Raw genomic sequence first — 23,047 nt, forward strand, 5'->3', positions numbered from 1 at the left:
TCACATTCATAAGTGGCTGATAAATAAAATGTATTTATCAATATTTTGTTGTTAAGTTAGCAGCACTATTTTGACCCGGCGTAAAATGGCCTCTCATAATTAAGGATAATCAAATTTGAAACTCAGATATTTGTTTATTGCTCTAGTTAGCGTTAGTGCATTCTCGCAGACTTTTGTAGAGAAAGAAGAAGGGGTTGCCATAGGTAACGGCGGCATTCCGTGGGAATTGTTTGTTGACCGCGGCAAATTGCTGGGCTGTATTTACGATAGCCGTTTTTACTCGCTGGGATCTATTCTGGTGTTGGAATCTCTGCCAAGAAAATGTGAACTGGCGTCAGACCGTACCGGCATGTGGGCACAATTATCTGAAGCCGAGATGTTGTTGTTTAAGGAAAATATTGAGACTCAACAAAAACTGGAAAGAGAGTCTACTTACATTGGTAAAGATCCAATAAACGAAGAAGAAGCCCGGGTAATAAAGTATCTACGCCGGGCTAAAGCATTTGCTGATAAACAGCAGAATTAACGTTACTTTAATTTTAGGCTTGAGACGATTGCTGCAAATATTCCAGAGCACCTACCACTGCCGCTACTTGCGCCTGAATACATTGCTCCGGCGTGGCGCTTGGGCTGTCGGGGTATACTTCTGTAGTGCTTACCAACGGGGCATCGGTTACGCTGCCGCATAAACCCAAGCTGGCTTTGGCGTAGTTAATTACACCAAACTGCGCAATTTTCTCGCCAATTAACTCGCCGTTTTCATCTGCTTCGGCAATATGGGTTACTTTCGCTACGCTGTCGATAATAGCTTTTTGCAGCGCCGGGCAAGGGTGTTCGGCATCATCTACCGTGTAATAGCCATCCGGAATATTCCAGTTTTTATTTACTGTGCCATCGCGGGCGGCTTTGGCCGGGCGGAACTCGCTGTTATCTGAATCAGTCGTTTCGTGCAGGTCAATATGCAGCGCAAAATGGGTGTCCAGGCTGGCCAGGTACTGCCGCACCTGCTGCGCTTCAGTGGCTTTGCCATCGGCGCTAAAGCTGCGGTTTGGATCTATTGCCTCTGGGTTCCAGCGGTTAATCGTTTCATAACCCCAGGGGCTGATACAAGGCAGTACCAGCACGTTTACTTTGTCGCTATAAGCTTTGGCCTGGGTCTGTAAAAACCGCAGTGCGCCATGTACACCGCTGGTTTCATAGCCATGTACACCACCGCTAACTAAAATGGTCGGTTTATTGCTTTGCCAGTTACGGCTTTTTACCGCATACAGCGGGTAAGTTTTGTCGCAAACGTGCTGATAATTCAGCTCGCCGTATTGCTCAACATCAAACTCGTTTTGCAGTGCTGTAATTGCCGGTAATACGTCGTCGAAGAAACTACGTTTTATCTGCTGTTCGCTAAGCCATTGTACTTTTTCTGCCTCGCCCCAGGGTTGGCCCACAGTGCCGATATGGTAAATAGTGTTCATGCGTATTCCTGTAATAAAGGCTGCCAGCGGCAGCGTAAAACGTGGCGTCACTATAGCATTGAACCTGCAGTGGCAGCCATGCTGCTGCGTTTAACGTAAACCCTGAGCAGTTCAACGCAAGAACGAAATAGTTAGCTTGCTAAGTATATTACTGACCATATAATACTTAGCATGCTAACTAATTTATGGGCGCGTAATGACTGAAATAACCAACCTGGCCGAAATGAAAGCCATGCTGAAAGTGCCGCTGGGCAACCAGATAGGCCGGGTGCATCGCTTATGGCGCAGCGCTATTACTGCATCGATGCAATCGCTTGATATGACAGAGGCACGCTGGACAGCAATGTTACATCTGAAAATGTTGGGCGAAGGCGCTACCCAGCAGGCATTGGCGCAGGAGCTGGGTATAGAAATGCCGTCGCTAAGCCGCACGCTTAGCCAACTGGTAGAACAGGGTATGCTGCAGCGCCGATCACACCCTAGCGATAAAAGAGCGCAGTGCTTGTATTTCACTGCAACCGGCCAGCAAATGCTGTCGCAGCTAATTGACCGCACTATGCAAATCCGCGAGGCGCTGTATCAGGATTTAACTCCGGCTGCGGTACAGCAGTTGATGCAGTCGTTAGACATTATGGAGCGTAACGCCCGTACTTTGTTGCTCGCTAACGCTACAGAGAATAAAGCATGACACCGGATCAAATTTTTAAACGCTGGGTACAGGGGGCTTTAGCGGTATTTGTTATAGCCTTTGTTTATTTTATTTGTGCCGATATCTGGATGCCGTTAAGCACCCAGGCGCGGGTAATGCACCCTGTGGTAGCTATAGCACCCGACGTTAGCGGCCAGGTAACGCAAGTGCTGGTGCACAACAACCAGCCGGTAAAAGCCGGTGATACGTTGTTTACGCTGGACCAGCGCGCTTACTTATTGGCGGTAGACAAAGCCGAACTGGCGCTTGAAGCCGCAAAGCAGGAAAACGCCCAACTGGAGGCCGCTATTGCCGCTGCCCGCGCCGGTGTAGCGGCGTATCAGGCCAGTGCCGATGAGCTGGCGCTGGAAGTAAAGCGGCTGGGGCAGCTTATTGGCAGCAAAAGCGTATCGCAGCAGTTAGTTGATCAAACCCGGGCCAATTACACCGGCGCACTGGCACAGGTAGAGGCTGCTAAAGCGCAGGTATATGAGCTGGTGGTGCGCCGTGGGGCTGCCGGTGAGGATAATCTGTTGCTGCGCCAGGCCAGCAATAACTTGGCTAATGCCAGGCTAAACCTGCAGTACACCGCAGTGCAGGCTAAAGTAGATGGCGTTATCAGCAACCTGCAACTGATGCCCGGTAACTATGCCACTGCCGGTAAAACCCTGGCAGCACTGGTGGCAGCGAAAGCCGATATTATTGCTGATTTCCGGGAAAAATCGCTGATGAAAGTTAGCGTGGGTACAGCAGCCAGCGTTATGTTTGACAGCCTGCCGGGCCAGGTGTTTGCAGCCACAGTAATGTCGGTTGATGCCGGGGTAAAAGACGGCCAGTTGCCCGCTGATGGTAGCCTGGCTAACCCGGAAAGCTCTGATCGCTGGGTGCGCGATGCGCAGTACCTGCGTTTGCATCTGGCATTAAAGGATAATGATCAGGCGCTGGCAGCTTTACCCAGCGGCGCGCGTGCCACGGTGCAGTTGTATCCGGTAAGCGGCCTGGCCCGCTGGTTGGGGCAGGTGCAGGCGCGGTTTGTCAGCCTGCTGCATTATATCTATTAAGGTAGCGGCTATGTCTTCGCCCCTGAGCATTACGCCACAAAAATTGCAGCTAAGCAGTAACGATCTGCGCCAGTGTTTGCGTATTGCGTTTGCCGGTACTTTGGGTTTTGTGTTGTGCAAGCTAATGGGCTGGAGTTACGGTACTTTTTTTGTCGTTAACCCCATGTTATTGCTGGGGTTGGTGCCGGTGCTTAATGCCCATATACTGCGCCAGTTTATTGCCAGTACGCTGTTTGTCAGTATCAGCATTTTGATATTGCAAGGCCTGTTTGGTGATAAGCCACTGGCAATGACACTTTTGGTTATTTTGCAGTTTGGCTTTTTATTTCGCTGCATGGCACATGGCGTTAATTTTCTGTTTGGCGCCATGACCATTGTGGGCTTATCCATGCAACTGCACTTTGCCAGTTATCCGCCGCCGGTTACCCAGGTCAGCGATATTGTAATGTCTAATCTGGTGGCCGGTGCTGTTACGCTGTTTATTACTTTTTTAATGTATACCCTGTTTCCCGACACCACACCAAGGCAAGGGCGGCAACTGCCGGTTAAACCGCTAAGCAACCAGCGCCATGAGGTGATCCTGGCTACCACTGTGGCAACCTTATCGTTTTTGGTGTTTCAAAGCTTTGATCTGGTAGATTCGCTGTCAGCGCAGGTAGCATCGGTGCTGGTGTTGTTTCCGCTGAACTGGCACGGTGCCGGTAAAGCCGGCTGGAACCGGGCCATCGGTACTTTAGTGGGCTGTAACGCCGGTTTACTGATCCAACTGCTGTTGTATAACCATGCCGGTGTGCTGCTGTTTGTCGCGCTGGCGATGTGGCTTAGCATTATGCTGTTTGCCCGCCATCATATGTTTGAAGGCGGCCAGGCCGGTGCCGGTTTTGGTGCTATGACCACAATGGGTATTTTATTTGGCCAGTATCTTACGCCAGAAAAAGATCTGGTATACAGCGCGCTGTATCGCTTTAGCTCGGTGGCTATTTCGGTGATCTGTACCTTAATTGCCGTGTATCTTATGCACCAGCTACTAAACCGCTTTAGCGCTACGCGGCTGCAAACCTAGCGGTTTGTGGGTTGATGCTATAAAGCAAAAAGACCCCGGGTGGGGCCTTTTCTGCAAGCTGTTTACTTATTTCAGATGGTCTTTTAACTCGTGGCCGGCCTGGTCTAAGGCGTCCTGTACTGCCGGTACGTTACTTAATACATTCAGCAAGCCAAAGTCGTGGATCATACCGTTGTAGCGTACTGAGGTTACGCTAACACCGGCGGCATTCAGGTGGCGGCCATAAGCCTCGCCTTCATCACGCAGTACATCCATTTCTGCCGTTTGAATTAACGCCGGTGGCAAACCTTTTAACTGCGCAGTGGTAGCACGCAGTGGCGAGGCGTAAATCTCGTTGCGCTGCTCCTGGCTGGTAGTGTAGTTATCCCAAAACCATTGCATCATATTGCGGGTTAAAAAGTGCCCGTCGGCATAAGTTTGATACGACGCATTGTTAAAGCTGGCATCGGTTACCGGCCACAGCAACAACTGGAACTTCAGCGCCGGGGTGCCTTCAGCTTTGGCTTTTAACGCTACTACCGCGGCCATATTACCGCCAACGCTGTTACCTGCTACCGCTAAGCGGCTGCCATCCACACCAATCTCTTTACCATGTTGTGCTACCCATTTGGTTGCCGCATACGCCTGGTTAATTGCGGTGGGGTATTTCGCTTCGGGTGACGGCGTGTAATCTACATACACGGCTACGGCACCTGAACGCTGCACTAAATCACGTATTAAACGCTCATGCGTGGGAAAATCACCCAACACCCAGCCACCACCGTGGAAGAACATAAAAGCCGGTAACGTGCTTTTTACGCCCTTGGGTTTAACAATTACCAGTTTAATGCTCTGGCCATCAACGTTAATGGTTTTTTCGCTAACATCAGCCGCTGGTAAGGTAGCGCCTTGCTGTGCTCCCACCAGCACGGCGCGGGCATCGGCTACTGATAACTGCTCCAGCGGTTTCCCGCCGCCCTGGGCTAATGCATTTAAAAAGCCCTGGGTTTGGGTTTCTACACCCGGTGAACCCGCAGCAAAAACGTTGCCGATACTTAAGGCTAACAGGCTGGCGGCGACGATAGTGTTTAATGTTTTCATGGTAGTTTCCTTAATTTATTCAGTGAGTTTATGTTCGTTTAGTGGCCATATCGGTTCAGTGTGCCGTAGTTAGCGGCGGTTATTTCGTAGTAGCCGTAGCGGCTTCAACAATCAGCGCGGCGACTTTGTCCGGGTGAGATGTCATCACCACATGAGAAGCATCCGGTACTTCAACGATTTTTTTCGCCTTAGCCCGCTGTGCCATAAATTTCATTGCAGCCGCCGGGACATTCTTGTCAGCAGTACCATAAATGGCCCATGACGGTACTGTGTGCCAGGCTGGCTTGCCGGCGGGCTCTGTTAATGCCAATTCAGTAATAGGGCGCTGGGTAGCGGCCATCAGCACGGCGTCGGCCGCCGGTACATCGGCAGCAAACTGCTCGCCAAACTTATCTTGCTGAATGTATAAGTCTTTATTGCCGTCCTTTAGTATCACCGGCGCAGCCAGAGTCGGGCCTAAAGTGCTGCCTGGATAACGGCCAGACAATTCCAGTACCGTTTCGCCTTGCTCCGGCGCAAAGGCAGCAACATATACCAGGGCCGTAACATTAGTGTTGTCCTGCACTGCGTTGCTTATCACCGCACCACCGTAAGAGTGGCCAACCAGTACAACCGGGCCGCTGGTTTGTTTTACCAGGCTGGCAACATAATCGGCGTCGGCAGTTAAACTGCGCAGCGGGTTAGCAATGGCAACCACCGGGTAGCCTTGTTGCTGCAGGTTAGCAGCTACGCCGTTCCAACTGGACGATTCAGCAAAGGCGCCATGCACCAGCACCACAGTGGGTTTTTCTGCGGCAAAGGCGGCACTGCTTAATGCTAACGCTGTAGTAGCAACAGCAGCGGCGATGTGGCGAAATTTGAACTTAGTCATAATGTATTCCTGTTCGGTTAATAGTGTTTTCGTTGGTTAACGTCATGCCTAAAGTGGCGTACTGCTTAGCTTCAATTCAGTTGCAAGCGTTGGGAGTATATTAGGCGGTTAATCTTGCCTTTTGGCGCCATATTGTCTAAATTATGCTGCAGATAGTCTAATTGGAGGTGGTATGGACAGGCTTTCAACTTTACTGGCGCAATTTGGTATGCACGCCACAACCTTTTATGCCGGCCCTTTTAGTGGTGAGCTGGCCTATGGCGTACAGGAGCGCAGCGGCAAGTTGTATTTGTTTAATACCGGCAAGGCCCGCTTGCATATAGCAAAGCAGGATATTGTTATCAGCCAGCCGAGCCTGCTGTTTATTCCAAGGCCCTGCAAGCACCAGTTAAGTGCTGTGGCGACAGACAATACCCAGCTGGTTGGTGCGGCGGTAAGTTTCGATGGTGGCCTGGATAACCCGTTAACCACGGCTTTACCCGATTATATGTTGCTGCCGGTTAGTGAATTACCCATTCTGACCGACAGCGTATTATGGTTGTTTAGCGAAGCTGCAGAGCAAAACTGCGGTAAAAATGCGGTGCTAAACCGGCTGTTTGAGCTGGTGATGATCCAGTTGCTACGCCATGTTATGGCCAGTAGCAGCGTGTCATCCGGTATGATGGCAGGCCTGGCCGATTTACGCTTAGCCCGCGCGGTTACGCTAATGCATGACCAGCCAGCTAAGCCCTGGTCGGTAGGCGAGCTGGCCAGCGTGGCCAGTATGTCGCGCGCCAGCTTTGCGGCGCAGTTTCATAAAGTAGTAGGCAAAACCCCGGCCGATTACTTGCTAAGCTGGCGCGTTAGCCTGACCCAAAAGCGCCTGCGCGAAGGCCGGCCTATTGCTTTAATTGCTGATGAAGTGGGCTACGAAAGCCCGTCCGCACTGGCACGGGCATTCAGGCGTAAAACCGGTGCCAGCCCCAGAGAGTGGCTGCAACAGCAATAGTGCGGTGTGGTAGTTAGCCTGCGTTTTGATCCGGTATTTCCGGCTCGGTTAAAAACGCCAGCAATTGTAATGACTCCTGCCAGCCGGCATAGCAAAACTCCAGCGGTATTGCCCCGGGTATACCGCTTTGTTCAATATGCAGTTCAGTGCCGCACAGTACCGGCTTTAACCGGATAGTAACCAGCATCTGGCCCGGCAGGCTTGGGTCATCAAACTGGTCGTTATAGCGGATCAGCTCGTTTGCTTTTAACTCAAGATAAGTGCCACCAAAGCTGTGGCTCTGGCCGGTATTAAAATTGGTAAAACTCATTTTGTAGCCGCCGCCAACCCGCGCATCCATGCTATGCACCTTGCCGGTAAAACCATGCGGCGGTATCCATTTCGCCAGCGCATCGGCATCTAAAAAAGCGCGGTACAACCGATCCGGTGTGGCTTTTATAACCCGGTGTAGTGTTACGGTATTGCCTGACATAATAAATCCCCTGTGTTAAACGCATTAGTTTGACATATCACAGCTTAGTCGAAGCTGTGGGGAGGCTTTCGACAATGGGGGAATTTTTTCATGTCAATATTTTGCATTTATGCTAAGTAAAATTATACTTGTACTTATATGTGTAATTGGAGGGGCTATGGCGCAAATTACTATTTATCTGGATGACGAATTAATCCAGCAGGTGAAACAATCTGCAGCTGAGGCGAAGGTATCGCAAAGCCAATGGATTGCCGATCTTATCCGACAGCATTGCCATACTGATTGGCCCTTATCTGTGCGGGAGATGGCCGGCAGCTGGCAGGTGTTTCTGCAGCAGGAAGAGATCCGCGCAGAACAAGGCAAAGACATTCCGCGAGAGCCTCTATGAAATACGCGCTGGATACCAACACACTGATTTACTTTTTTCAAGGAATGGGTAATGTTCAGCAAAAACTGTTAGCAAAGGCCCCAAGCGATATTTTATTACCCGCGGTGGTATTGTTTGAACTTGAAACAGGTATTGCTAAATCGCAGGCCCCGTCTAAAAGACGTGATCAACTTAATGAGCTATTAAAAGTTATTCAAATTATCCCTTTTGATGCCAAAGCAGCCCGTATTGCTGCGGATGTGCGCGCCGATTTGGAACAGCAGGGCCGAATGATAGGCCCGCTGGATAACCTTATTGCTGCCAGCGCAAAAGCTTCAGGGGCAATACTGGTAACGCGCAACGTTAGTGAGTTTTCCCGTGTTGCTGGTCTTGTTGTAGAGAGCTGGTTTGAATAATAAAGGTTTCGATCAGGCGTATAAAAACCTTGCCTAACCCTATTGCTGGCGCTGATACAACCAGCCAGAATAGCGCTACTTTGCTGTTGAGGTGGTTATGGTTAATCTGGCGTTGCTGGGTGCGTTTATTCCGACGTTTTTATTTGTCTCGGTAACTCCGGGTATGTGTATGACACTGGCAATGACCTTGGGCATGAGCCAGGGCGTGCGGCGTACCTTTTGGATGATGTGGGGCGAAATGCTTGGTGTGGGCCTGGTGGCTGTGCTGGCTGTATGCGGTGTGGCGGCAATAATGCTGCAGTTTCCGGCTGTGTTTCAGTGGTTTAAAGTTATTGGTGCCTGCTACCTTGGCTATATTGGCCTGCAAATGTGGCGTGCTAAGGGCAAGCTGGCATTGCCTAAAGCGGGTGAGTTGCCGCCGCTGATGGCGCGGCGTACCTTATTTAGCCAGGGCTTTGTTACTGCGGTGTCGAACCCCAAAGGCTGGGCGTTTCACATGGCGCTGTTACCGCCGTTTATAGATACCCAACTGGCGTTTTGGCCGCAGTTGTTGGTACTGGTGGCTATTATTTTGCTGCTGGAGTTTTTATCTATGCTGTTATACGCCAGTGGCGGTAAAGCGCTGGCGCTGTTTTTTGGCAAAGCCAACCGGGTGCAGTATTTAAACCGCATTGGCGCCAGCCTGATGTTTGGCGTGGCGCTGTGGATGTTGCTGGGCTAAGCCCGGTTTTTTTAACGTATTGATGAGCCCGGCGCTTTAGCGCTGCCCAAACCGCCACTGAGTACCAGTTGCAAGGCTTCGGCGGGTTTCATGTCAATATTCCGCGTGCAGCTGCGGGGTATGATAATGGTATAACCGCCAACGTTGTATGCCATCGGAATAAATACCGCCAGTTGCTCTTCCTGCATCAGTGACGACATGCGGTCATGCGGCTGGCCGCCTTGCTTGGTAACAATGCCAATTAACTCAATTTCAGACGACGGCAGCTTAACCATCACCACCGAGCCATCGGTAAAGTTTTTGCCGGCCATTACGTCAATAATGTCCTGCAGCATGCCATACACCTGCCTGGTGCCGGGCAGCTTCATTAAAATTTTGCCGGGTACCTGCCACAGCCAGTTAAAACTTGGCCAGCGTGAACTGTAGCCAATGGCAATGCATACCAATACAAACCCCAGTATTGCCATGCCCGGCAGATACCATTCAACAGGCAATACCACTTTTAGCACTGGGGTTAATACCGTTTCAACTGTTAATAGCAGCCAACGCAGCAGTTCAATAGTGATAACCAGTGGCAGAACAATTGCCAGGCCTTTAAATAAACTTTTTACAATAATTTTCATCTGTCTCTTATCAGGTTGTAGTAGTGCAGCCAAACAACAGGCAGGCAGCATACCAGTTATGTAAAGTACTGTGCCAGCAAGGGTACTACCTGGGTATGTAGCCTGCGGCCAGTTTATCCAGCGTTACCTCGCCGAAGCGTTGCAGTACCAGCGCTTCTGCTTCCTGTAATACATCATCAATGGCCAGATTCACCGCTTTCTCTATCGGGCAGTTATTGTGTTCGTCGGTTAAGCCTATGGTAAATAACGAGCTTTCACTTAGCGAGCGGTGAATATCCAGTAATGTGATTTCGTGCAGTGGTTTGGCTAAGGTCCAGCCACCGCCATGGCCTTTTACCGCGCTAACGTAGCCTTGCTCGCGCAGCAACGACATAGTGCGGCGCACTACTACCGGATTGGTGTGCAGCATTAGCGCCAGTTGATCTGACGTAACGGCTTGTTGCAACTGATGCAAATGCACCAGTACGTGCAGCATGCGTGATAAACGGCTGTCTTTTCTCATTAGTGACTCTTTAAGCGCTGTATTGGCAGCTATTCTACCGCAGTTTTAAGATACTTATTATGTTACAAGAGTTGTTTTTGGTTTTTATGTAACTTATGATGTTTCTTAATGTGGCGGCTAAAGCTATTTATATTTAACAGAGAGGTACTCAAATGATATGGGACGCAATAGTAATAGGCGGCAGCTTTGCCGGGCTTTCGGCAGCAATGCAGTTAGCACGCGGTCAGCGCCGCGTACTGCTGGTAGATGCTGGTGAACCGCGTAACCGTTTTGCGGCGCAATCGCATGGTTTTTTTGCTGCCGATGGCGCAGAGCCCGGCGAGTTGCGCGGCCGCGCCTGGCAACAACTTATGGCCTACCCAACAGTGCAGTTCCGGCAAAGCCGGGTTAGCAGTGCGCAAAAGCTGGCTGACGGCAGCTTTTGTATTAAGGATGAAACTGAGCAGCAATATCAGAGCAAAGCGTTAATTCTGGCCACCGGTCTTACCGACACCTTACCGGATATCCCGGGTTTGGCACCGCGTTGGGGCAAGTCGGTTATTCATTGCCCGTACTGCCACGGTTATGAGTTTCGCCAGCAGCCTATTGCTGTTATCGCCACCGGCGAGGCATCGATACATCAGGCGGCTATTTTGCCTGACTGGGGCCCGGTAACCTATTTTAGCCAGGGTAAGTTTATGCCCGATACTGAGCAACTGGCTTTGCTTAAACGCCGTGGCGTAACGCTTGAACATACTGCGGTAACGGCAGTAGAAGGTGAAGGTATGGATATCAGTTATATGCTGCTGGCAGATGGCCGCCGTGTGCCGGCGCAGGTAGTGTATGTGGCACCGAAAACCGCTTTTGGCCATACGCTGGCGCAGCAGCTGGGCTGTGAGCTGGAGCAGGGGCCGGTTGGCGCTTACATTAAAACCGATGCCATGCAGCTAAGCTCGGTAGCCGGTTTATTTGCCGCCGGTGATATGGCAAGCCCGATGCACAATGGCATGCTGGCCGCCGCTGCCGGGGTTAAAGCCGGTGCGGCGGCGCATCGTTATCTGATGCTGGGTTAACTACCTTTTTTATTTGCTCAACCGGCTATCTGTTTTCCAGCCGGTTGTAGTCCAGCCAGCCGCTGTCTACCGGATGCTGGTGCATAAACAGTTGGTTCACCTTATCACTAAAGGCCCAAAAATCGGCAGCGGTGCGCCGCACGCCAAAGTTATCCATCAATTTGGCGTAATCCTGCTCGCTGTTTACCTGCTCTGCCTGTGCTACCAGTTTGGCTAAATCGGCTTCTTTTACCCGCCAGAACGCATTCGGGTAACTGCCCAGCAGGCCGTATACTAAGGTCATATTATCCTGCGCCGGGTTACGGTTTTGCTCTTCGGCAAACAGGCTGTTTACGTTGTAATGCGCGCTGTTACGGATCAAGGTAAACAGCTCAGGTGTAGAGCCATTTTCCGGTTCGAGCATGATCATGGTTAATTCGGGCAAAATGGCTGCGCCGTGGCCACTGATTTTACCCAGTTGTGCCAGCAAGGCCCGGCTGTTGGCTGCCAGCTTGCTGTTAAGTGGCTGATAACGTTGCGGTTGTACCTTGGCTAAATGCTGTTGCAATAATTGGTATAGCTCCGCTTTAGGGTTGTCGGTGCTGTAGCTGATGCCGCTTGGCTGGTGGAAAGGATTGATATCACCTTCAATAAATGTAGTCAGCTCAGTGCCGGATTTCTGATACCAGTCCTTAAATTCATGCCGCCGTGTATCGGGTGGCAGCAGGGCGAGAAAGTTAGACTCGCCCTCCATGCGCAAAAAGTCCATATACAGCCGTGTCATTAACTGATGGCCATAATTACCGTATACGTCAAAACCGGCCACCAGCAGATAGTGAATACGCTCCAGCAGGGCGTAATCTATTACCCAGGCGGTTTTCGGTGCCTGGCCCTGCAGGCCTTTTACTACGGTAGCGTTATCAAAGTGGCGGAATACAGTCAGGCTGGCATTATGGTTACTACCATCGCCATCCCAGATACCGCTGGTAGTCAGGTGCTTGCCATCTTTAAAAGCGCTGTTTAGAAAATCGCTGCGGGCGCGTAAGTAATTACCCTGACGCTTGGCAAATGCCACCCAGCTTAGCGCTGCGGCGGTGCTTTCTTTTTCGGCCGGTAAACGCAAATTATCCTGCTGTGACAGATAAAACGCTTCAACTTCAGCCGCACTGGCCATTTCAGGTGTTACAAAATATACCCAAAAGTGGTCGTTAATAACATTTAACGCTACCTGGCCACGGCATACCGGGCCTTTGATATAGCCCATAATGGTGTTTTCTGCCCGCTCCAGCATAAAACGGTAGCGTGCATTAACCGGCAACTGCACAAAAGCAGTAAGCGGGTTGGCGGCTACCTCTGGCTGGTAACCCGGTAATTCACTCACCTGATAGTCGGCGTCAACAAACCATTGCTGCCATTTGGCCAGTAAATCAGCGTTAATGTCATAAGGCTGATGGGTTTTGTTCACAATAGTAGCGTGAACCGGTTGCAGCCGGTAATACACCCGGCTTACGCCCGGATCATCAAAAGGCCGGCGGCTGGCGATAACATCAACCGGCTTGCCGGGCGGGGTTTTTGAGCGCACCAGGTTATAGAACTGTGGAGTATGCTCTGCTGCATGCAATGCACTGAAATACAACTGCGAGGTAAATAAATGCTCGTAAATATAACGGGCACTAAGTTGCATCTTCAGGTTGTCGGCGTTAAGCCATTGCTCCAGCCTGGCTACTTCGGCCAGTTCGGCGTCTGGCAGAGTGCTGGCCTGCGGCATAGCGGCGCCGTGTTTTAGCCAGTCAAGTAAAGCATTGTGTTCTGCCGTGCTTAAACCCGGCAAGCCGTAGGGCATACCGGCATAAGGCTGGTTTTGGGCGTAGTGATCAAATTCTTCAATAGTGGGGCAGCTTTGGTTGCGATCTAGGCTGAAATCAAAGGGTTTGGGTAATATGTCACCCGGCGGCAGCGGGTATTGTTGTTTTAATAACAACGTGCGTGCCAATACCGAGGCCTGTGTATTGGCCTGCTGGCTTTGTTGGCGCTCATTCAGCACCGGAAAAAAGCCACGCTCACGCCAGGCATCGCTGCCAAAAGCGTCGGTAAATAAACGGTTTGGCGTGGCAGCCAGCAGCCGTGCGCCATCATACACTTTTTCTTTGTGCGCGCCGCGCTCTATGCCATCAGCGGAAGCCATATTCAACTGGCAGGGTGAGTCATAACAGGCATGACACACTACACAGCGCGCCTCAATAACCGGCTTAACATGCTTGTTGTAATGATCACTGAGCAGATCGTCACCGGCAGGTGCTGCGCGGTTAGTGACTGCAGCCTTACCATATTGTGCATCTAATTCCCGGCTGGCCAGGGCGGCACAGCCAACACAAACGAGAACTAAAATAATAACTAGGGTTTTGCGTGATTTGGCTGTTAAATGCATGTTGTCTCCGCAGGGCCGCACTATTTGGCGGGTATCATCGGCCAATACTAATGCCAGATGCAGGCGGATGCAAAATTTGCAGGCTTCGGATAGCAGGCCATCGATAGATTGCCGCGATAACGCTACATTCTCAAAACCGGGCCGCTGTGCTAATCTGCCAGCATATTGTTTTAGCAGAGAAAGTGCATGCCAGAGCCTGGTTTTGTTGTGATCCACGCCAATCAGCTGGAAACACTGCGCGAGTTATTGGTGCAGTGGTTAAGCGCACATCCGGTGCCGGTGCTGGGCACAGAAGAAATTCTGGTACAAAGTAACGGTATAGCGCAGTGGCTGAAAATGGCGCTGGCTGAAACTGCCAACGGCCACCCCGGTATTGCCGCTGGTTTGCAGGTTGAACTGCCTAATCAATTTGTCTGGCAGCTATACCGCGCTGTACTGGGCGACACGATCCCGAAAAGCCTGCCGTATGACAAAATTAACTTAAGCTGGCGTTTACTTGGCTTGCTACCGCAGTTAACCGATGAGGTATATACACCACTAAAGCGGTATTTACAGGATGACAGTGACGGCCGTAAAAGCTACCAGTTGGCGCTGCGGCTGGCCGATTTATTTGACCAATATCAGGTGTACCGCGCCGACTGGCTGCAAAGCTGGCGCAGTGGCACTAACCTGTTACCCAACAGCAAAAAACAGCAGGTGCCGCCCGATCAGCTGTGGCAACCGGCATTGTGGCGTTTGCTGCAAAGCCAACTGGCAACAGTAGTGGGCGATCTGGCGTTTTCCAGCCGGGCCGATGTACACAGCATGGCGCTGGAAGCGCTGCAACAGGGTAAGCTGCAACGGCCCGATTTACTGCCCGATCGCATCGTGGTATTTGGTGTGTCTTCGCTGCCACAGCAAACGGTGGAGTTGCTGGCCGCGCTGGGTGCGCAGCGCCAGGTGCTGCTAACGGTGCTGAACCCGTGCCGGCATTTTTGGGGCGATATCAGCCAGGCTAAAGATGAAATGCGCGCAGCGCAAAAACGCCATGGCCGTAAACCGGGTTTACCGCCGGTGCTGGACATTGATGCCTTGTACCTGCACGCGCCTGTGTTGCTGGCCAGCCTGGGTAAACAGGGGCGTGATTACATCAGCCTGCTGGATGCGTTTGATCATAGCGAGCGTTATCAGCACTGGTTTAATGGCCGGATAGATTTATTCTCAGAACCAGTGGCCGATATCAGCGTACTGCCGGTTTTGGCGCAATTGCAACAGGATATGCTTGAGCTTAACCCCACACCGCAGCAGCCACGGCAACTGGCTGCTGGCGACACCAGCATCAGTTTTCATATTGCCCATAGCCGCCAGCGTGAAGTCGAAATTTTGCAGGACAATCTGATCGCTGCTTTTGCCGCCGACCCAACACTTAAGCCGCGCGATGTGATCATTATGACGCCGGATATCAGCCAGTACCAAAGCCATGTGCATGCGGTGTTTGGCCGCCTGATACATGACGATGTGCGTTTTTTACCCTATACCCTGGCCGATCAGAGCCTGCGCGGCAGCCAGCCGTTAATGCTGGCGCTGGAATACCTGCTCGACTTACCTAACCAGCGTTTTACCCTGACCGAAATATGCGATCTGCTGGACGTGCCGGCCATTCAGCGCCGCTTTGGCATCAACAGCGAGGCATTGCCGCAATTGCGGCTGTGGCTTAGCGAAGCCGGTGTGCGCTGGGGGCTGGATACGGAGCAGCGCGCCAGCCTCGATTTAGCCACACCCGGCCACAGTTACAGCTGGATGTTTGCCATAGAGCGTATGCTGCTGGGTTTTGCCATCGGCGATGTCCCATTGTGGCAGGGCCGCGCCCCCTATGCCGAAGTGGCCGGTTTGGCGGCAGCTGAGCTGGGGCCGCTGCTGCAGTTTATTCAGCAGCTAAAACGCTGGCATGTACTGCTTAGCCATAACAGCGGGCGCAACCTGAATGACTGGCAGCAACTGCTGCTCAGTGACGACGGCCTGCTAAACAGCCTGTTTGATTTTGCTGATGAGCAGGATCAGCTTATTTACGCCCGGCTTACCCAGGGCATAGCGCAACTGGTCAGTGCCGCGCAAAGTGGCGATTTTACCGGCGATATTCAGCTGGCCGTGCTGCGTGAAGCCTGGCTGGAGCAAGCTGGCAGCAGCGGCTTAAGCCAGCGTTTTTTAGCCGGCAGCCTGACCTTTTCTACCTTAATGCCGATGCGGGCTATTCCGTTTAAACGCATTTACTTGCTGGGGCTGAACGACGGCGATTATCCGCGCTCACGCATGCGCGACGATTTTGACTTAATGGCGGCAGATTACCGCCCCGGCGATCGTTCGCGCCGTGACGATGACCGTTACCTGTTTTTAGAAGCGCTGCTCAGCGCCCGCGAAAGCCTGTATCTAAGCTGGGTAGGGCGCGATATCCGTAATAACAGCGAACTACCGCCCAGCGTGTTATTAAGCCAACTGATGGATCTGCTCGATAGTGGCTGGCGGCATCCGTCGGCGCAGAAAGTGTCACAGGCGCTGCTGCGTAGCTATCCGCTGCAGCCTTTTTCGCAGCAGTATTTTAACGGTAACTATGCCACCTATGCATATGAGTGGCAAGCTGCGCACCAGGCGGCACCGGCTGTTATTACTGTGCCCAGCCACAGTGACGAGCTGCCATTATTAAGTTTGCGCCTGCTGGACGACTTTTTAGCTAACCCCTGCCGGCACTATTTGCAGCAGCGCTTTAAAACCCGTTTTTACCACAGCGAACTGGCAAGCGATGATGCAGAACCCTTTGTACTCAATGCGCTGGAGTTATATCAGCTAAAACAGCAGTTGCTGCAGCAGCTACTGAAAGAGCCGGAACTGGATGTCGATGCCGCTATTGCCCAACTGGCGTATGAGGCTAAGTTGCCGCTGGCACTGTTTGGCAAGCTTAGCGGTGCGGCGATTGGCCGCGAGGCCAAAGTGGTGTTTGCCCGTTACCGCGCCGCCGGTATCGACTGGCAGCGCCGTGGAACACCACTCAGGTTGGCACTAAACCCGGCTGGTATCGTGCTGCAAGACAGCTTAACGAATGTTTACCAAAGCCCGGCCGGGCAACAGGCATTGTTGTTGCTCAGGCCAACAGCTATCCGCAATAAGGGCGAGCTGCGCTGGCATACTCTGCGTAGCGCCTGGTTGCAGCAGCTGGCCGCCAATGCGCAGGGTGAGGCACTAAGCACCTGGCAGTTCGGCCTGGACGACGCTGTGCAGCTATTACCACATCAGCAGCAACAGGCTGGCACACAGCTAACTGCACTGGTGCAATACTGGCAGCAGGGCTTAAAGCAACCCTTGCCGGTCATGCCGAAAACTGCGTTGTGCTTTTTGCAAACGCAGGACGAAGCTAAATGCCGTGAGCTGTTTGAAGGCGGCTATAACTTTGCCGGTGAAGTAGAAAGCGCGCCTGAGCTGCAGCGTTATTACCCGGATTTTGCCAGCTTACTGCAGGCCGGTTTTGCCGACTGGGCGCAAAAGCTGTATGGCCCGTTGTTGCAAACCCCGCTGGCAGAACATGCTAGCAAGGAGGCCAACGCATGAGCGATGTACAAGCCTTAGATGCACTGAGCTTTCCGCTAAGCGGCAGCCGTTTAATTGAGGCCAGCGCCGGTACCGGTAAAACCTACACCCTGGCGGCACTGTACCTGCGTTTGGTGCTGGGGCATGACAAGGCAGAGCCACAGGGCGGTAACGCTACTGCTAATGCAAGGGCAGGCGCAGGCTTTAGCCGCCCGCTGCTACCGCCGGAAATATTAGTGGTTACCTTTACCCGTGCTGCCACGGCTGAACTGCGCGACAGGATCCGCAGCCGCCTGGTAGAAGCCGCAGCAGCATTTCGTAGCGGTGGTGCTGAAGATCAGTTTCTCACCGCTTTACTGGCAGAGTATCAGCCACAGCAGTTTGCCGCCTGCGCCTCGCGTTTAAGCAGCGCTGCCGAATGGATGGACGAAGCGGCTATTTTTACCATTCATGGCTGGTGCCAGCGTATGCTGGCCGAACATGCTTTTGATTCCGGCATGAGCTTTGGCGAAACACTGAGTGATGACAACCAACAACTGCTGCACACTCTGGCCTGTGACTACTGGCGCCGCTTTCTGTACCCGCTAACCGATGCTGCCATACTGCACGAACTGGGTAATGTTGCCAAAGCGCCACAAGGATTACTGGACGACGTAAGGCCCTGGTTGCAGGCCGATGCAGTTAACTTACGCTTCAATGCTGCCGGTGCACCGCTGCCAGCGCCATTAAGCCCGCAGCAGGCAGCTCAGCCGTTACTGCAGTGGCAGGAACAACTAGATAGCCACTGTACCCAACTGCAGCAGGCGCTAAGCCCGGATGCACTGCAACTGCTAGATGATGCCTACACTAATGGTTGGTTAAACGGCACTAAATACCGCGCCGCCAGCTGGAGCGCCGAGCGGCAATGGTGGCAGGCCATGCTGGCAGAGCAGGCACTGCTGAATAACCGTGACGCCGGTTTTGCTGCCATGGTACAAAAATTCAGCGGCGCTAAGCTGGCTGGCGCGCAAAAAAAAGGCCAGCCGCTGGTTAGCCATCCGTTATTTGACTTATTTGAGCGCACCGCAACCTTGCTGGATGCCAAACCCGAACTGGCATTAAGTGTGCGCCATCATGCCGCCCTGTGGCTGGCCGCTGAGTTTAACCGGCATAAACGCCAGCGTGGCGAGCTGGATTTTAACGACTTACTGCTGCAGTTGTATCACGCTTTGCAAGGCGGGGCTGGTGAGGTATTAGCTGCCCGTATCCGGGCCCAGTATCCGTTTGCCATGGTAGATGAGTTTCAGGACACTGATCCGCTGCAATTTGCTATTTTCCGCGCCATTTACCCCGATGTGCAAAGCACTGATACCGGGCTTATTATGGTTGGCGATCCCAAGCAGGCGATTTACAGCTTTCGCGGTGCCGATTTACACACTTACCTGAATGCCCGCAGCTTAACGGCCGGGCGCCATTACAGCCTGAGCACTAACTTTCGTTCTACCGGTGCCCTGGTAGACAGTGTTAACCAACTGTTCGCCCGTGCAGAGCAGCAACGTGGTGCCTTTGGCTTTGGTGCCGCTGACATCACAGCGCTACCATTTTTACCGGTTAAGGCCAAAGGCAAAACTGAGCAGCCAGAGCGTGACGGTAATACTGTTGCGGCGCTAAATTACTGGTTAAGCGACATCGATCCGGCGCAGCTGAAAAAAGGCGGTTACCAAAGCTTAATGGCTAACGCCTGTGCCGATGAAGTGGCCGCATTGTTGTTGCAGGCGCAGCGTGGCAAGGCAGGTTTTGCCACTGGCGGCACACTTAAGCCGCTGCAACCTGCTGATATTGCCATTTTAGTGCGCGATCGCAACGAAGCGGCTCTGGTACGACGCGAGCTAAGCGCACGCAATGTGCGCTCGGTGTATTTATCTGATAACGAATCAATTTTCCAAAGCCAGGAAGCAACAGCCGTGCTTAGCTGGCTGCAGGCTTGCCAGCAACCCGAAGATGAAAGTCTGCTACGTGCCGCACTGGCGTTGCCGCTGGCCAATAACAGCGATGCGCAGTTGCACTATTGGCTGAATGATGAACAGGCCTGGGAACAGCTTACTGAGCAGGTGCGTGAGTTTCGCCAGATCTGGCGTGTTAAAGGCGTGCTGGCCATGTTAACAGCCTGGCTGCATTATTTTGCTTTACCGGCGAAATGGCTGGCGCTGGAACAGGGCGAACGGCGCTTAACCAATGTATTGCATTTGGCAGAGTTGTTACAAAATGAAAGCCAGCAGCGTGATGGTGAAAGCGGCTTGCTACGCTGGCTGGCAGAACAGCTGGACAACCCGAAAAGTGCTGATGAGCAGCAACTGCGGCTGGAAAGTGATCAACAACTGGTGCAGGTAGTCACTATTCATAAAAGTAAGGGCCTGCAATACAGCCTGGTATTTCTGCCTTTTATCTGTGGCTTTAAAAATGTGAAAAAAGGCCAGCCACAGCGCTATTTCAACGGCAGCCAGATGGTGCTGGACTTAACCCCGGACGATACCGCGCTGGCTTGCGCCGAACATGAGCGCTTACTCGAAGACATTCGCCTGTTATATGTCGCATTAACACGGCCGGTTTATGCCTGTTGGTTGGGGTTGGCCCTGTTTAGTGAGGGCGCAGCGAAAAAAAGCAAATTGTCGCAAAGTGCCATAGGCTATTTGCTTGGTGTGCCCGAAGACCCAGCCCTTAGCGATCTGCAAACTGCTTTGGCAGCATTGCCGTGGCAGCAACAGCCATTGCCGCATTTTTGTAAATTTATGCCTGATGCTCAGCTAACGCAGCCAACAGCCGCGCTTAAACTTAGCGCGCCGTTAAAGCGTGAACACTGGTGGATAGCCAGCTATTCGGCACTACGTACCGGTAATAAGCCGGTAAATGGAACAAATGGCGCTGCACTGGCCGCCGATACCGCGCTGGATGCACTGTTGCAGGAAGAAGCCAGTGAGCCGCTTGCCCACAGCGAGCAACAGTTATCAATACACGATTTTCCGCGTGGTGCTGTGCCGGGTACTTTTTTGCACCAGTTGCTGGAGGATGCCCAGCAGCAGGGCTTTGCCGCCTGCGATAGTGTGTTTACCGGCCAGTTATTGCAGCACAGGCTAACGCAGCACAATTGGCTGCAGTGGCAAAGTGTGTTGCAACACTGGTTAACGCAAATGCTGCACGCCCCGCTGCAGGGTGTTGGGCTTAACCTGGCGCAGTTGCATAAGGTGCGCGCCGAGCTGGAGTTCTGGCTGCAAAGCTGTGCGGTTAATGTGCTGGCACTGGATGTGCTTATCACCCGCGCCATCTTGCCGGGTATGGCCCGCCCGCCGCTGTTGCCCGATATGCTAAACGGAATGCTCAAAGGCTTTATCGACTTAACCTTACAAGGCGCAGATGGCCGCTATTGGGTGCTGGACTATAAATCGAACTGGTTAGGCCCGGCTGATGTTGATTACAGCCCGGAAGCCATGCAGCAGGTGGTGCTGGATAAACGTTATGATGTGCAGGCCGCGCTGTATTTACTGGCGTTGCACCGGTTGTTAAAGCTGCGCCAGCCCGGCTACCTGCAGGCACCGGAGCAATATATTGGTGGTGCGTTGTACTGGTTTATCCGCGCACCAGAGAGGGGACAACTGCTGCTAAATGCCGACATCAGGCTGCTGCTGCAGTTAGACGCCTTATTTGCCGGTGAGCCGGTAGCGGCGGAGGCTGACAATGCAGTTTGATTTATTCTCCGCGCCAAGTACCACGACTAACAGCGTTCTGACGGATTTATGCCAGATGCAGGCACTGCTGCAACGCTGGACAGAGCGGCGCTGGCTGCGCGCCTTAGATGCGCAGTTGCCGCAAACCCTGCACCAGTTGGCGGCCGAGCCTAACCCGCTGGTGTGGCTGCTTAGCGCCTTGTTGTGCCATCAGTATGGCCGTGGCCACAGCTGCATTTTGCTACAGGATCTCCTGAACGATCCGGACGGCTTGCTCAGTTTGCCGCCACAAAATCAGTTTTTACAACGCTTTATCGACAGGCCTTCGGCCATTTTGCAGGGCTTAACATTGCAGGATTACCGCAGTGCACTGAGCCAAAGTGCCTGGCTGCAAGGTGAGGGCGGCGCGCCTTTGGTATTGGCCGATGAGCGTTTATATTTAAACCGGCTATATCAGGCCGAGCAACTGGTAAAACAGCAAATAAGCCAGCGCGTGGACGCTGTGCTGCCACTGGAAGCGGCTATTGGTGCTCAACTTAATGGGTTATTCCCGCCAACCTCTCACACTGAGCCAGACTGGCAAAAGCTGGCCTGCGCTATGGCATTGCAACGCCGCTTTGCCATTATTACCGGCGGCCCCGGCACGGGTAAAACCACCACCGTAGTAAAACTGCTGGTGCTGTTGCAGCAAGGGGCTGATCTTAACCAACAGCGTGAGCTAACGATAAAACTGGCCGCGCCAACCGGTAAGGCCGCTGTGCGCTTAACCGAGTCTATCAGTGGCGCACTGGCTAAGCTTTCTGAGCAACTATCACCTGAGCTGCTACAGCGTATCCCGACCGAAGTCACCACCTTGCACCGCTTACTGGGTGCACTACCCAACCGGCGTAGTTTTAAACACGACAGCGACAACCCGCTGCAACTGGACGTGCTGGTGGTAGATGAAGCCTCAATGGTCGATTTAGAAATGATGGCAGCGCTGCTGGCTGCTTTGCCAGAGCAAGCGCAACTGGTGTTGCTGGGCGACAAAGATCAGTTATCGTCGGTGGAGGCAGGTTCAGTATTGGGTGATTTATGCCGGGGTGCCGATCTTGGCGGTTACAGCAACGATACCTTAGCTTTACTTACGCCTTTTAGTCGTGTTCCCCTGAAAAGCTGGCAGGGCGACGGCAGTGTGCTGAATCAGGCGACGGTTATGCTGCGCCATAGCCACCGTTTTGCTGCTGATTCCGGTATCGGTCAATTGGCTGCTGCGGTTAATCGTGGCGACAGCAGTGCCACGGCATTATTTACGCAGTTTACGGATATTGAACTGTTAGCCGCAGATTCGCCCGTGGCAATAAAAACCACCGTGGTGGCCGGTTACCGCCACTACCTGCAACTGATGCAGCAACCACAAGCTGATCGTGAGCAGTGGGCTGCTGCGGTACTTGGCGGCTACAGCCGTTTTCAGCTGCTGTGTGCCCTGCGCAGCGGTGATTGGGGCGTAGAAGGGCTAAACCAGCAGATTGCTGCCTGGCTCAGCAGTGCAGGCCTAATTGATGCACGCCAGCACTGGTACGCCGGCCGGCCGGTAATGATGCAGCGCAATAACTACAGCTTAGGCTTAATGAACGGCGATATTGGCATTACGCTGCAAGACCCACAAAGCAACCAGTTACGGGTAGTGTTTCAACTGGCCGATGGCAGCTTAAAGTGGGTACTGCCAAGCCGTTTAACTGAAGTAGATACCGCCTTTGCTATTACGGTGCATAAATCGCAGGGCTCGGAGTTTAACCACTGCTGTTTAGTGCTGCCACCTGATAACAGCCCCTTGCTTAGCCGTGAGTTGCTGTACACCGGCATTACCCGTGCCAAACAGCAATTTACACTGCTGTGTGCCAATCCGGCATTATTGCAACAAGCCATAGCAAGGCGCGTCGCACGTAGCAGTGGTTTGTAGTATGCAAATCAGTGGCAGTAATCCAGGTTGGAAGCTTTAAGTTTGCGCTGGCGCAGTCAAATAGTC

The 23,047-nt window shown here is 52.6% G+C and carries 19 protein-coding genes; 12 read left to right on the forward strand and 7 right to left on the reverse strand.

Features of this window, described 5'->3' with window-relative positions:
- The first annotated feature begins 115 nt into the window (after positions 1–115).
- The gene (locus M2404_RS12890) at positions 116–526 is read left to right on the forward strand and encodes a hypothetical protein (protein WP_259240156.1); all 411 of its coding nucleotides are present in this window, start codon (positions 116–118) and stop codon (positions 524–526) included.
- A 13-nt stretch (positions 527–539) separates the two neighbouring features.
- Here the strand turns inward: M2404_RS12890 and M2404_RS12895 are convergent, their stop codons facing one another.
- Entirely contained in the window at positions 540–1,469 is a 930-nt protein-coding gene (locus M2404_RS12895; protein ID WP_259240157.1) for a M14 family metallopeptidase, read from the reverse strand.
- A gap of 196 nt (positions 1,470–1,665) precedes the next feature.
- On the opposite strand from M2404_RS12895, the gene M2404_RS12900 reads away from it, so the two are divergent.
- Genes M2404_RS12900 through M2404_RS12910 form a run of 3 tightly spaced genes read left to right on the forward strand, consistent with a single transcriptional unit; the run spans position 1,666 to position 4,281 of the window.
- On the forward strand, positions 1,666–2,157 hold the full coding sequence (locus M2404_RS12900; RefSeq protein ID WP_259240158.1) for a MarR family winged helix-turn-helix transcriptional regulator: 492 nt from the start codon (positions 1,666–1,668) through the stop codon (positions 2,155–2,157).
- A complete protein-coding gene (locus M2404_RS12905; protein WP_259240159.1) occupies positions 2,154–3,218 on the forward strand; it encodes an HlyD family secretion protein in 1,065 nt (354 codons plus the stop codon). Before M2404_RS12900 ends, M2404_RS12905 begins: the two co-directional genes overlap by 4 nt.
- A gap of 10 nt (positions 3,219–3,228) precedes the next feature.
- Entirely contained in the window at positions 3,229–4,281 is a 1,053-nt protein-coding gene (locus M2404_RS12910; RefSeq protein WP_259240161.1) for a DUF2955 domain-containing protein, read from the forward strand.
- A 66-nt stretch (positions 4,282–4,347) separates the two neighbouring features.
- Here the strand turns inward: M2404_RS12910 and M2404_RS12915 are convergent, their stop codons facing one another.
- Together M2404_RS12915 and M2404_RS12920 are read right to left on the reverse strand one after the other, a co-directional pair.
- Positions 4,348–5,361, reverse strand: a complete 1,014-nt coding sequence (locus M2404_RS12915; protein ID WP_259240162.1) for an alpha/beta hydrolase — start codon at positions 5,359–5,361, stop codon at positions 4,348–4,350.
- A 79-nt stretch (positions 5,362–5,440) separates the two neighbouring features.
- Positions 5,441–6,232: an alpha/beta fold hydrolase gene (locus M2404_RS12920; RefSeq protein ID WP_259240164.1), complete on the reverse strand. Its 792-nt coding sequence runs from the start codon at positions 6,230–6,232 to the stop codon at positions 5,441–5,443.
- Between the two features lie 172 nt (positions 6,233–6,404).
- On the opposite strand from M2404_RS12920, the gene M2404_RS12925 reads away from it, so the two are divergent.
- Positions 6,405–7,220: an AraC family transcriptional regulator gene (locus M2404_RS12925; RefSeq protein WP_259240165.1), complete on the forward strand. Its 816-nt coding sequence runs from the start codon at positions 6,405–6,407 to the stop codon at positions 7,218–7,220.
- A 13-nt stretch (positions 7,221–7,233) separates the two neighbouring features.
- Here the strand turns inward: M2404_RS12925 and M2404_RS12930 are convergent, their stop codons facing one another.
- Positions 7,234–7,692, reverse strand: a complete 459-nt coding sequence (locus M2404_RS12930) for an SRPBCC family protein (RefSeq protein WP_259240166.1) — start codon at positions 7,690–7,692, stop codon at positions 7,234–7,236.
- 157 nt (positions 7,693–7,849) lie between these two features.
- Here M2404_RS12930 and M2404_RS12935 point away from each other — a divergent pair, with 157 nt between their 5' ends.
- The 3 genes from M2404_RS12935 to M2404_RS12945 all read left to right on the forward strand — a co-directional run bounded on the left by M2404_RS12935 (position 7,850) and on the right by M2404_RS12945 (position 9,196).
- Entirely contained in the window at positions 7,850–8,080 is a 231-nt protein-coding gene (locus tag M2404_RS12935) for a ribbon-helix-helix domain-containing protein (protein ID WP_259240167.1), read from the forward strand.
- Complete coding sequence (locus tag M2404_RS12940; RefSeq protein ID WP_259240168.1) at positions 8,077–8,475, forward strand: type II toxin-antitoxin system VapC family toxin; 399 nt, start codon at positions 8,077–8,079, stop codon at positions 8,473–8,475. Before M2404_RS12935 ends, M2404_RS12940 begins: the two co-directional genes overlap by 4 nt.
- Before the next feature lie 97 nt (positions 8,476–8,572).
- Positions 8,573–9,196 (forward strand): LysE family translocator, encoded by a 624-nt coding sequence (locus tag M2404_RS12945; RefSeq protein ID WP_259240169.1) that lies wholly within the window; start codon positions 8,573–8,575, stop codon positions 9,194–9,196.
- 11 nt (positions 9,197–9,207) lie between these two features.
- Here the strand turns inward: M2404_RS12945 and M2404_RS12950 are convergent, their stop codons facing one another.
- Positions 9,208–9,819, reverse strand: a complete 612-nt coding sequence (locus M2404_RS12950; RefSeq protein WP_259240170.1) for a DUF502 domain-containing protein — start codon at positions 9,817–9,819, stop codon at positions 9,208–9,210.
- A gap of 85 nt (positions 9,820–9,904) precedes the next feature.
- Complete coding sequence (locus M2404_RS12955; RefSeq protein ID WP_259240171.1) at positions 9,905–10,321, reverse strand: Rrf2 family transcriptional regulator; 417 nt, start codon at positions 10,319–10,321, stop codon at positions 9,905–9,907.
- Positions 10,322–10,473: 152 nt separating this feature from the next.
- Between M2404_RS12955 and M2404_RS12960 the strand changes: the two genes are divergently transcribed.
- Positions 10,474–11,373, forward strand: coding sequence for an NAD(P)/FAD-dependent oxidoreductase (locus M2404_RS12960; protein ID WP_259240172.1), 900 nt, complete (start codon positions 10,474–10,476; stop codon positions 11,371–11,373).
- A gap of 25 nt (positions 11,374–11,398) precedes the next feature.
- On the opposite strand, the gene M2404_RS12965 is transcribed toward M2404_RS12960, so the two are convergent.
- Entirely contained in the window at positions 11,399–13,996 is a 2,598-nt protein-coding gene (locus M2404_RS12965; RefSeq protein ID WP_259240173.1) for a fatty acid cis/trans isomerase, read from the reverse strand.
- Here M2404_RS12965 and recC point away from each other — a divergent pair.
- Genes recC through recD form a run of 3 tightly spaced genes read left to right on the forward strand, consistent with a single transcriptional unit; the run spans position 13,967 to position 22,981 of the window.
- Positions 13,967–17,359 (forward strand): exodeoxyribonuclease V subunit gamma, encoded by a 3,393-nt coding sequence (gene recC, locus M2404_RS12970; protein ID WP_259240174.1) that lies wholly within the window; start codon positions 13,967–13,969, stop codon positions 17,357–17,359. The genes M2404_RS12965 and recC overlap by 30 nt on opposite strands.
- Positions 17,356–21,060: an exodeoxyribonuclease V subunit beta gene (gene recB / locus M2404_RS12975; RefSeq protein WP_259240175.1), complete on the forward strand. Its 3,705-nt coding sequence runs from the start codon at positions 17,356–17,358 to the stop codon at positions 21,058–21,060. Before recC ends, recB begins: the two co-directional genes overlap by 4 nt.
- On the forward strand, positions 21,050–22,981 hold the full coding sequence (recD, locus tag M2404_RS12980) for an exodeoxyribonuclease V subunit alpha (protein WP_259240176.1): 1,932 nt from the start codon (positions 21,050–21,052) through the stop codon (positions 22,979–22,981). Before recB ends, recD begins: the two co-directional genes overlap by 11 nt.
- Positions 22,982–23,047 lie beyond the last annotated feature (66 nt).

This window comes from Rheinheimera pacifica (genome assembly GCF_024809855.1).
GTDB classification, from domain to species: domain Bacteria; phylum Pseudomonadota; class Gammaproteobacteria; order Enterobacterales; family Alteromonadaceae; genus Alishewanella; species Alishewanella pacifica_A.

Coding starts and splice junctions, on each gene's coding strand:
- M2404_RS12895 (WP_259240157.1), bottom strand. CDS start 1,469: ATGAACACTATTTACCATATCGGCACTGTGGGCCAACCCTGGGGCGAG.
- M2404_RS12900 (WP_259240158.1), top strand. CDS start 1,666: ATGACTGAAATAACCAACCTGGCCGAAATGAAAGCCATGCTGAAAGTG.
- M2404_RS12905 (WP_259240159.1), top strand. CDS start 2,154: ATGACACCGGATCAAATTTTTAAACGCTGGGTACAGGGGGCTTTAGCG.
- M2404_RS12910 (WP_259240161.1), top strand. CDS start 3,229: ATGTCTTCGCCCCTGAGCATTACGCCACAAAAATTGCAGCTAAGCAGT.
- M2404_RS12915 (WP_259240162.1), bottom strand. CDS start 5,361: ATGAAAACATTAAACACTATCGTCGCCGCCAGCCTGTTAGCCTTAAGT.
- M2404_RS12920 (WP_259240164.1), bottom strand. CDS start 6,232: ATGACTAAGTTCAAATTTCGCCACATCGCCGCTGCTGTTGCTACTACA.
- M2404_RS12925 (WP_259240165.1), top strand. CDS start 6,405: ATGGACAGGCTTTCAACTTTACTGGCGCAATTTGGTATGCACGCCACA.
- M2404_RS12930 (WP_259240166.1), bottom strand. CDS start 7,692: ATGTCAGGCAATACCGTAACACTACACCGGGTTATAAAAGCCACACCG.
- M2404_RS12935 (WP_259240167.1), top strand. CDS start 7,850: ATGGCGCAAATTACTATTTATCTGGATGACGAATTAATCCAGCAGGTG.
- M2404_RS12940 (WP_259240168.1), top strand. CDS start 8,077: ATGAAATACGCGCTGGATACCAACACACTGATTTACTTTTTTCAAGGA.
- M2404_RS12945 (WP_259240169.1), top strand. CDS start 8,573: ATGGTTAATCTGGCGTTGCTGGGTGCGTTTATTCCGACGTTTTTATTT.
- M2404_RS12950 (WP_259240170.1), bottom strand. CDS start 9,819: ATGAAAATTATTGTAAAAAGTTTATTTAAAGGCCTGGCAATTGTTCTG.
- M2404_RS12955 (WP_259240171.1), bottom strand. CDS start 10,321: ATGAGAAAAGACAGCCGTTTATCACGCATGCTGCACGTACTGGTGCAT.
- M2404_RS12960 (WP_259240172.1), top strand. CDS start 10,474: ATGATATGGGACGCAATAGTAATAGGCGGCAGCTTTGCCGGGCTTTCG.
- recC (WP_259240174.1), top strand. CDS start 13,967: ATGCCAGAGCCTGGTTTTGTTGTGATCCACGCCAATCAGCTGGAAACA.
- recB (WP_259240175.1), top strand. CDS start 17,356: ATGAGCGATGTACAAGCCTTAGATGCACTGAGCTTTCCGCTAAGCGGC.
- recD (WP_259240176.1), top strand. CDS start 21,050: ATGCAGTTTGATTTATTCTCCGCGCCAAGTACCACGACTAACAGCGTT.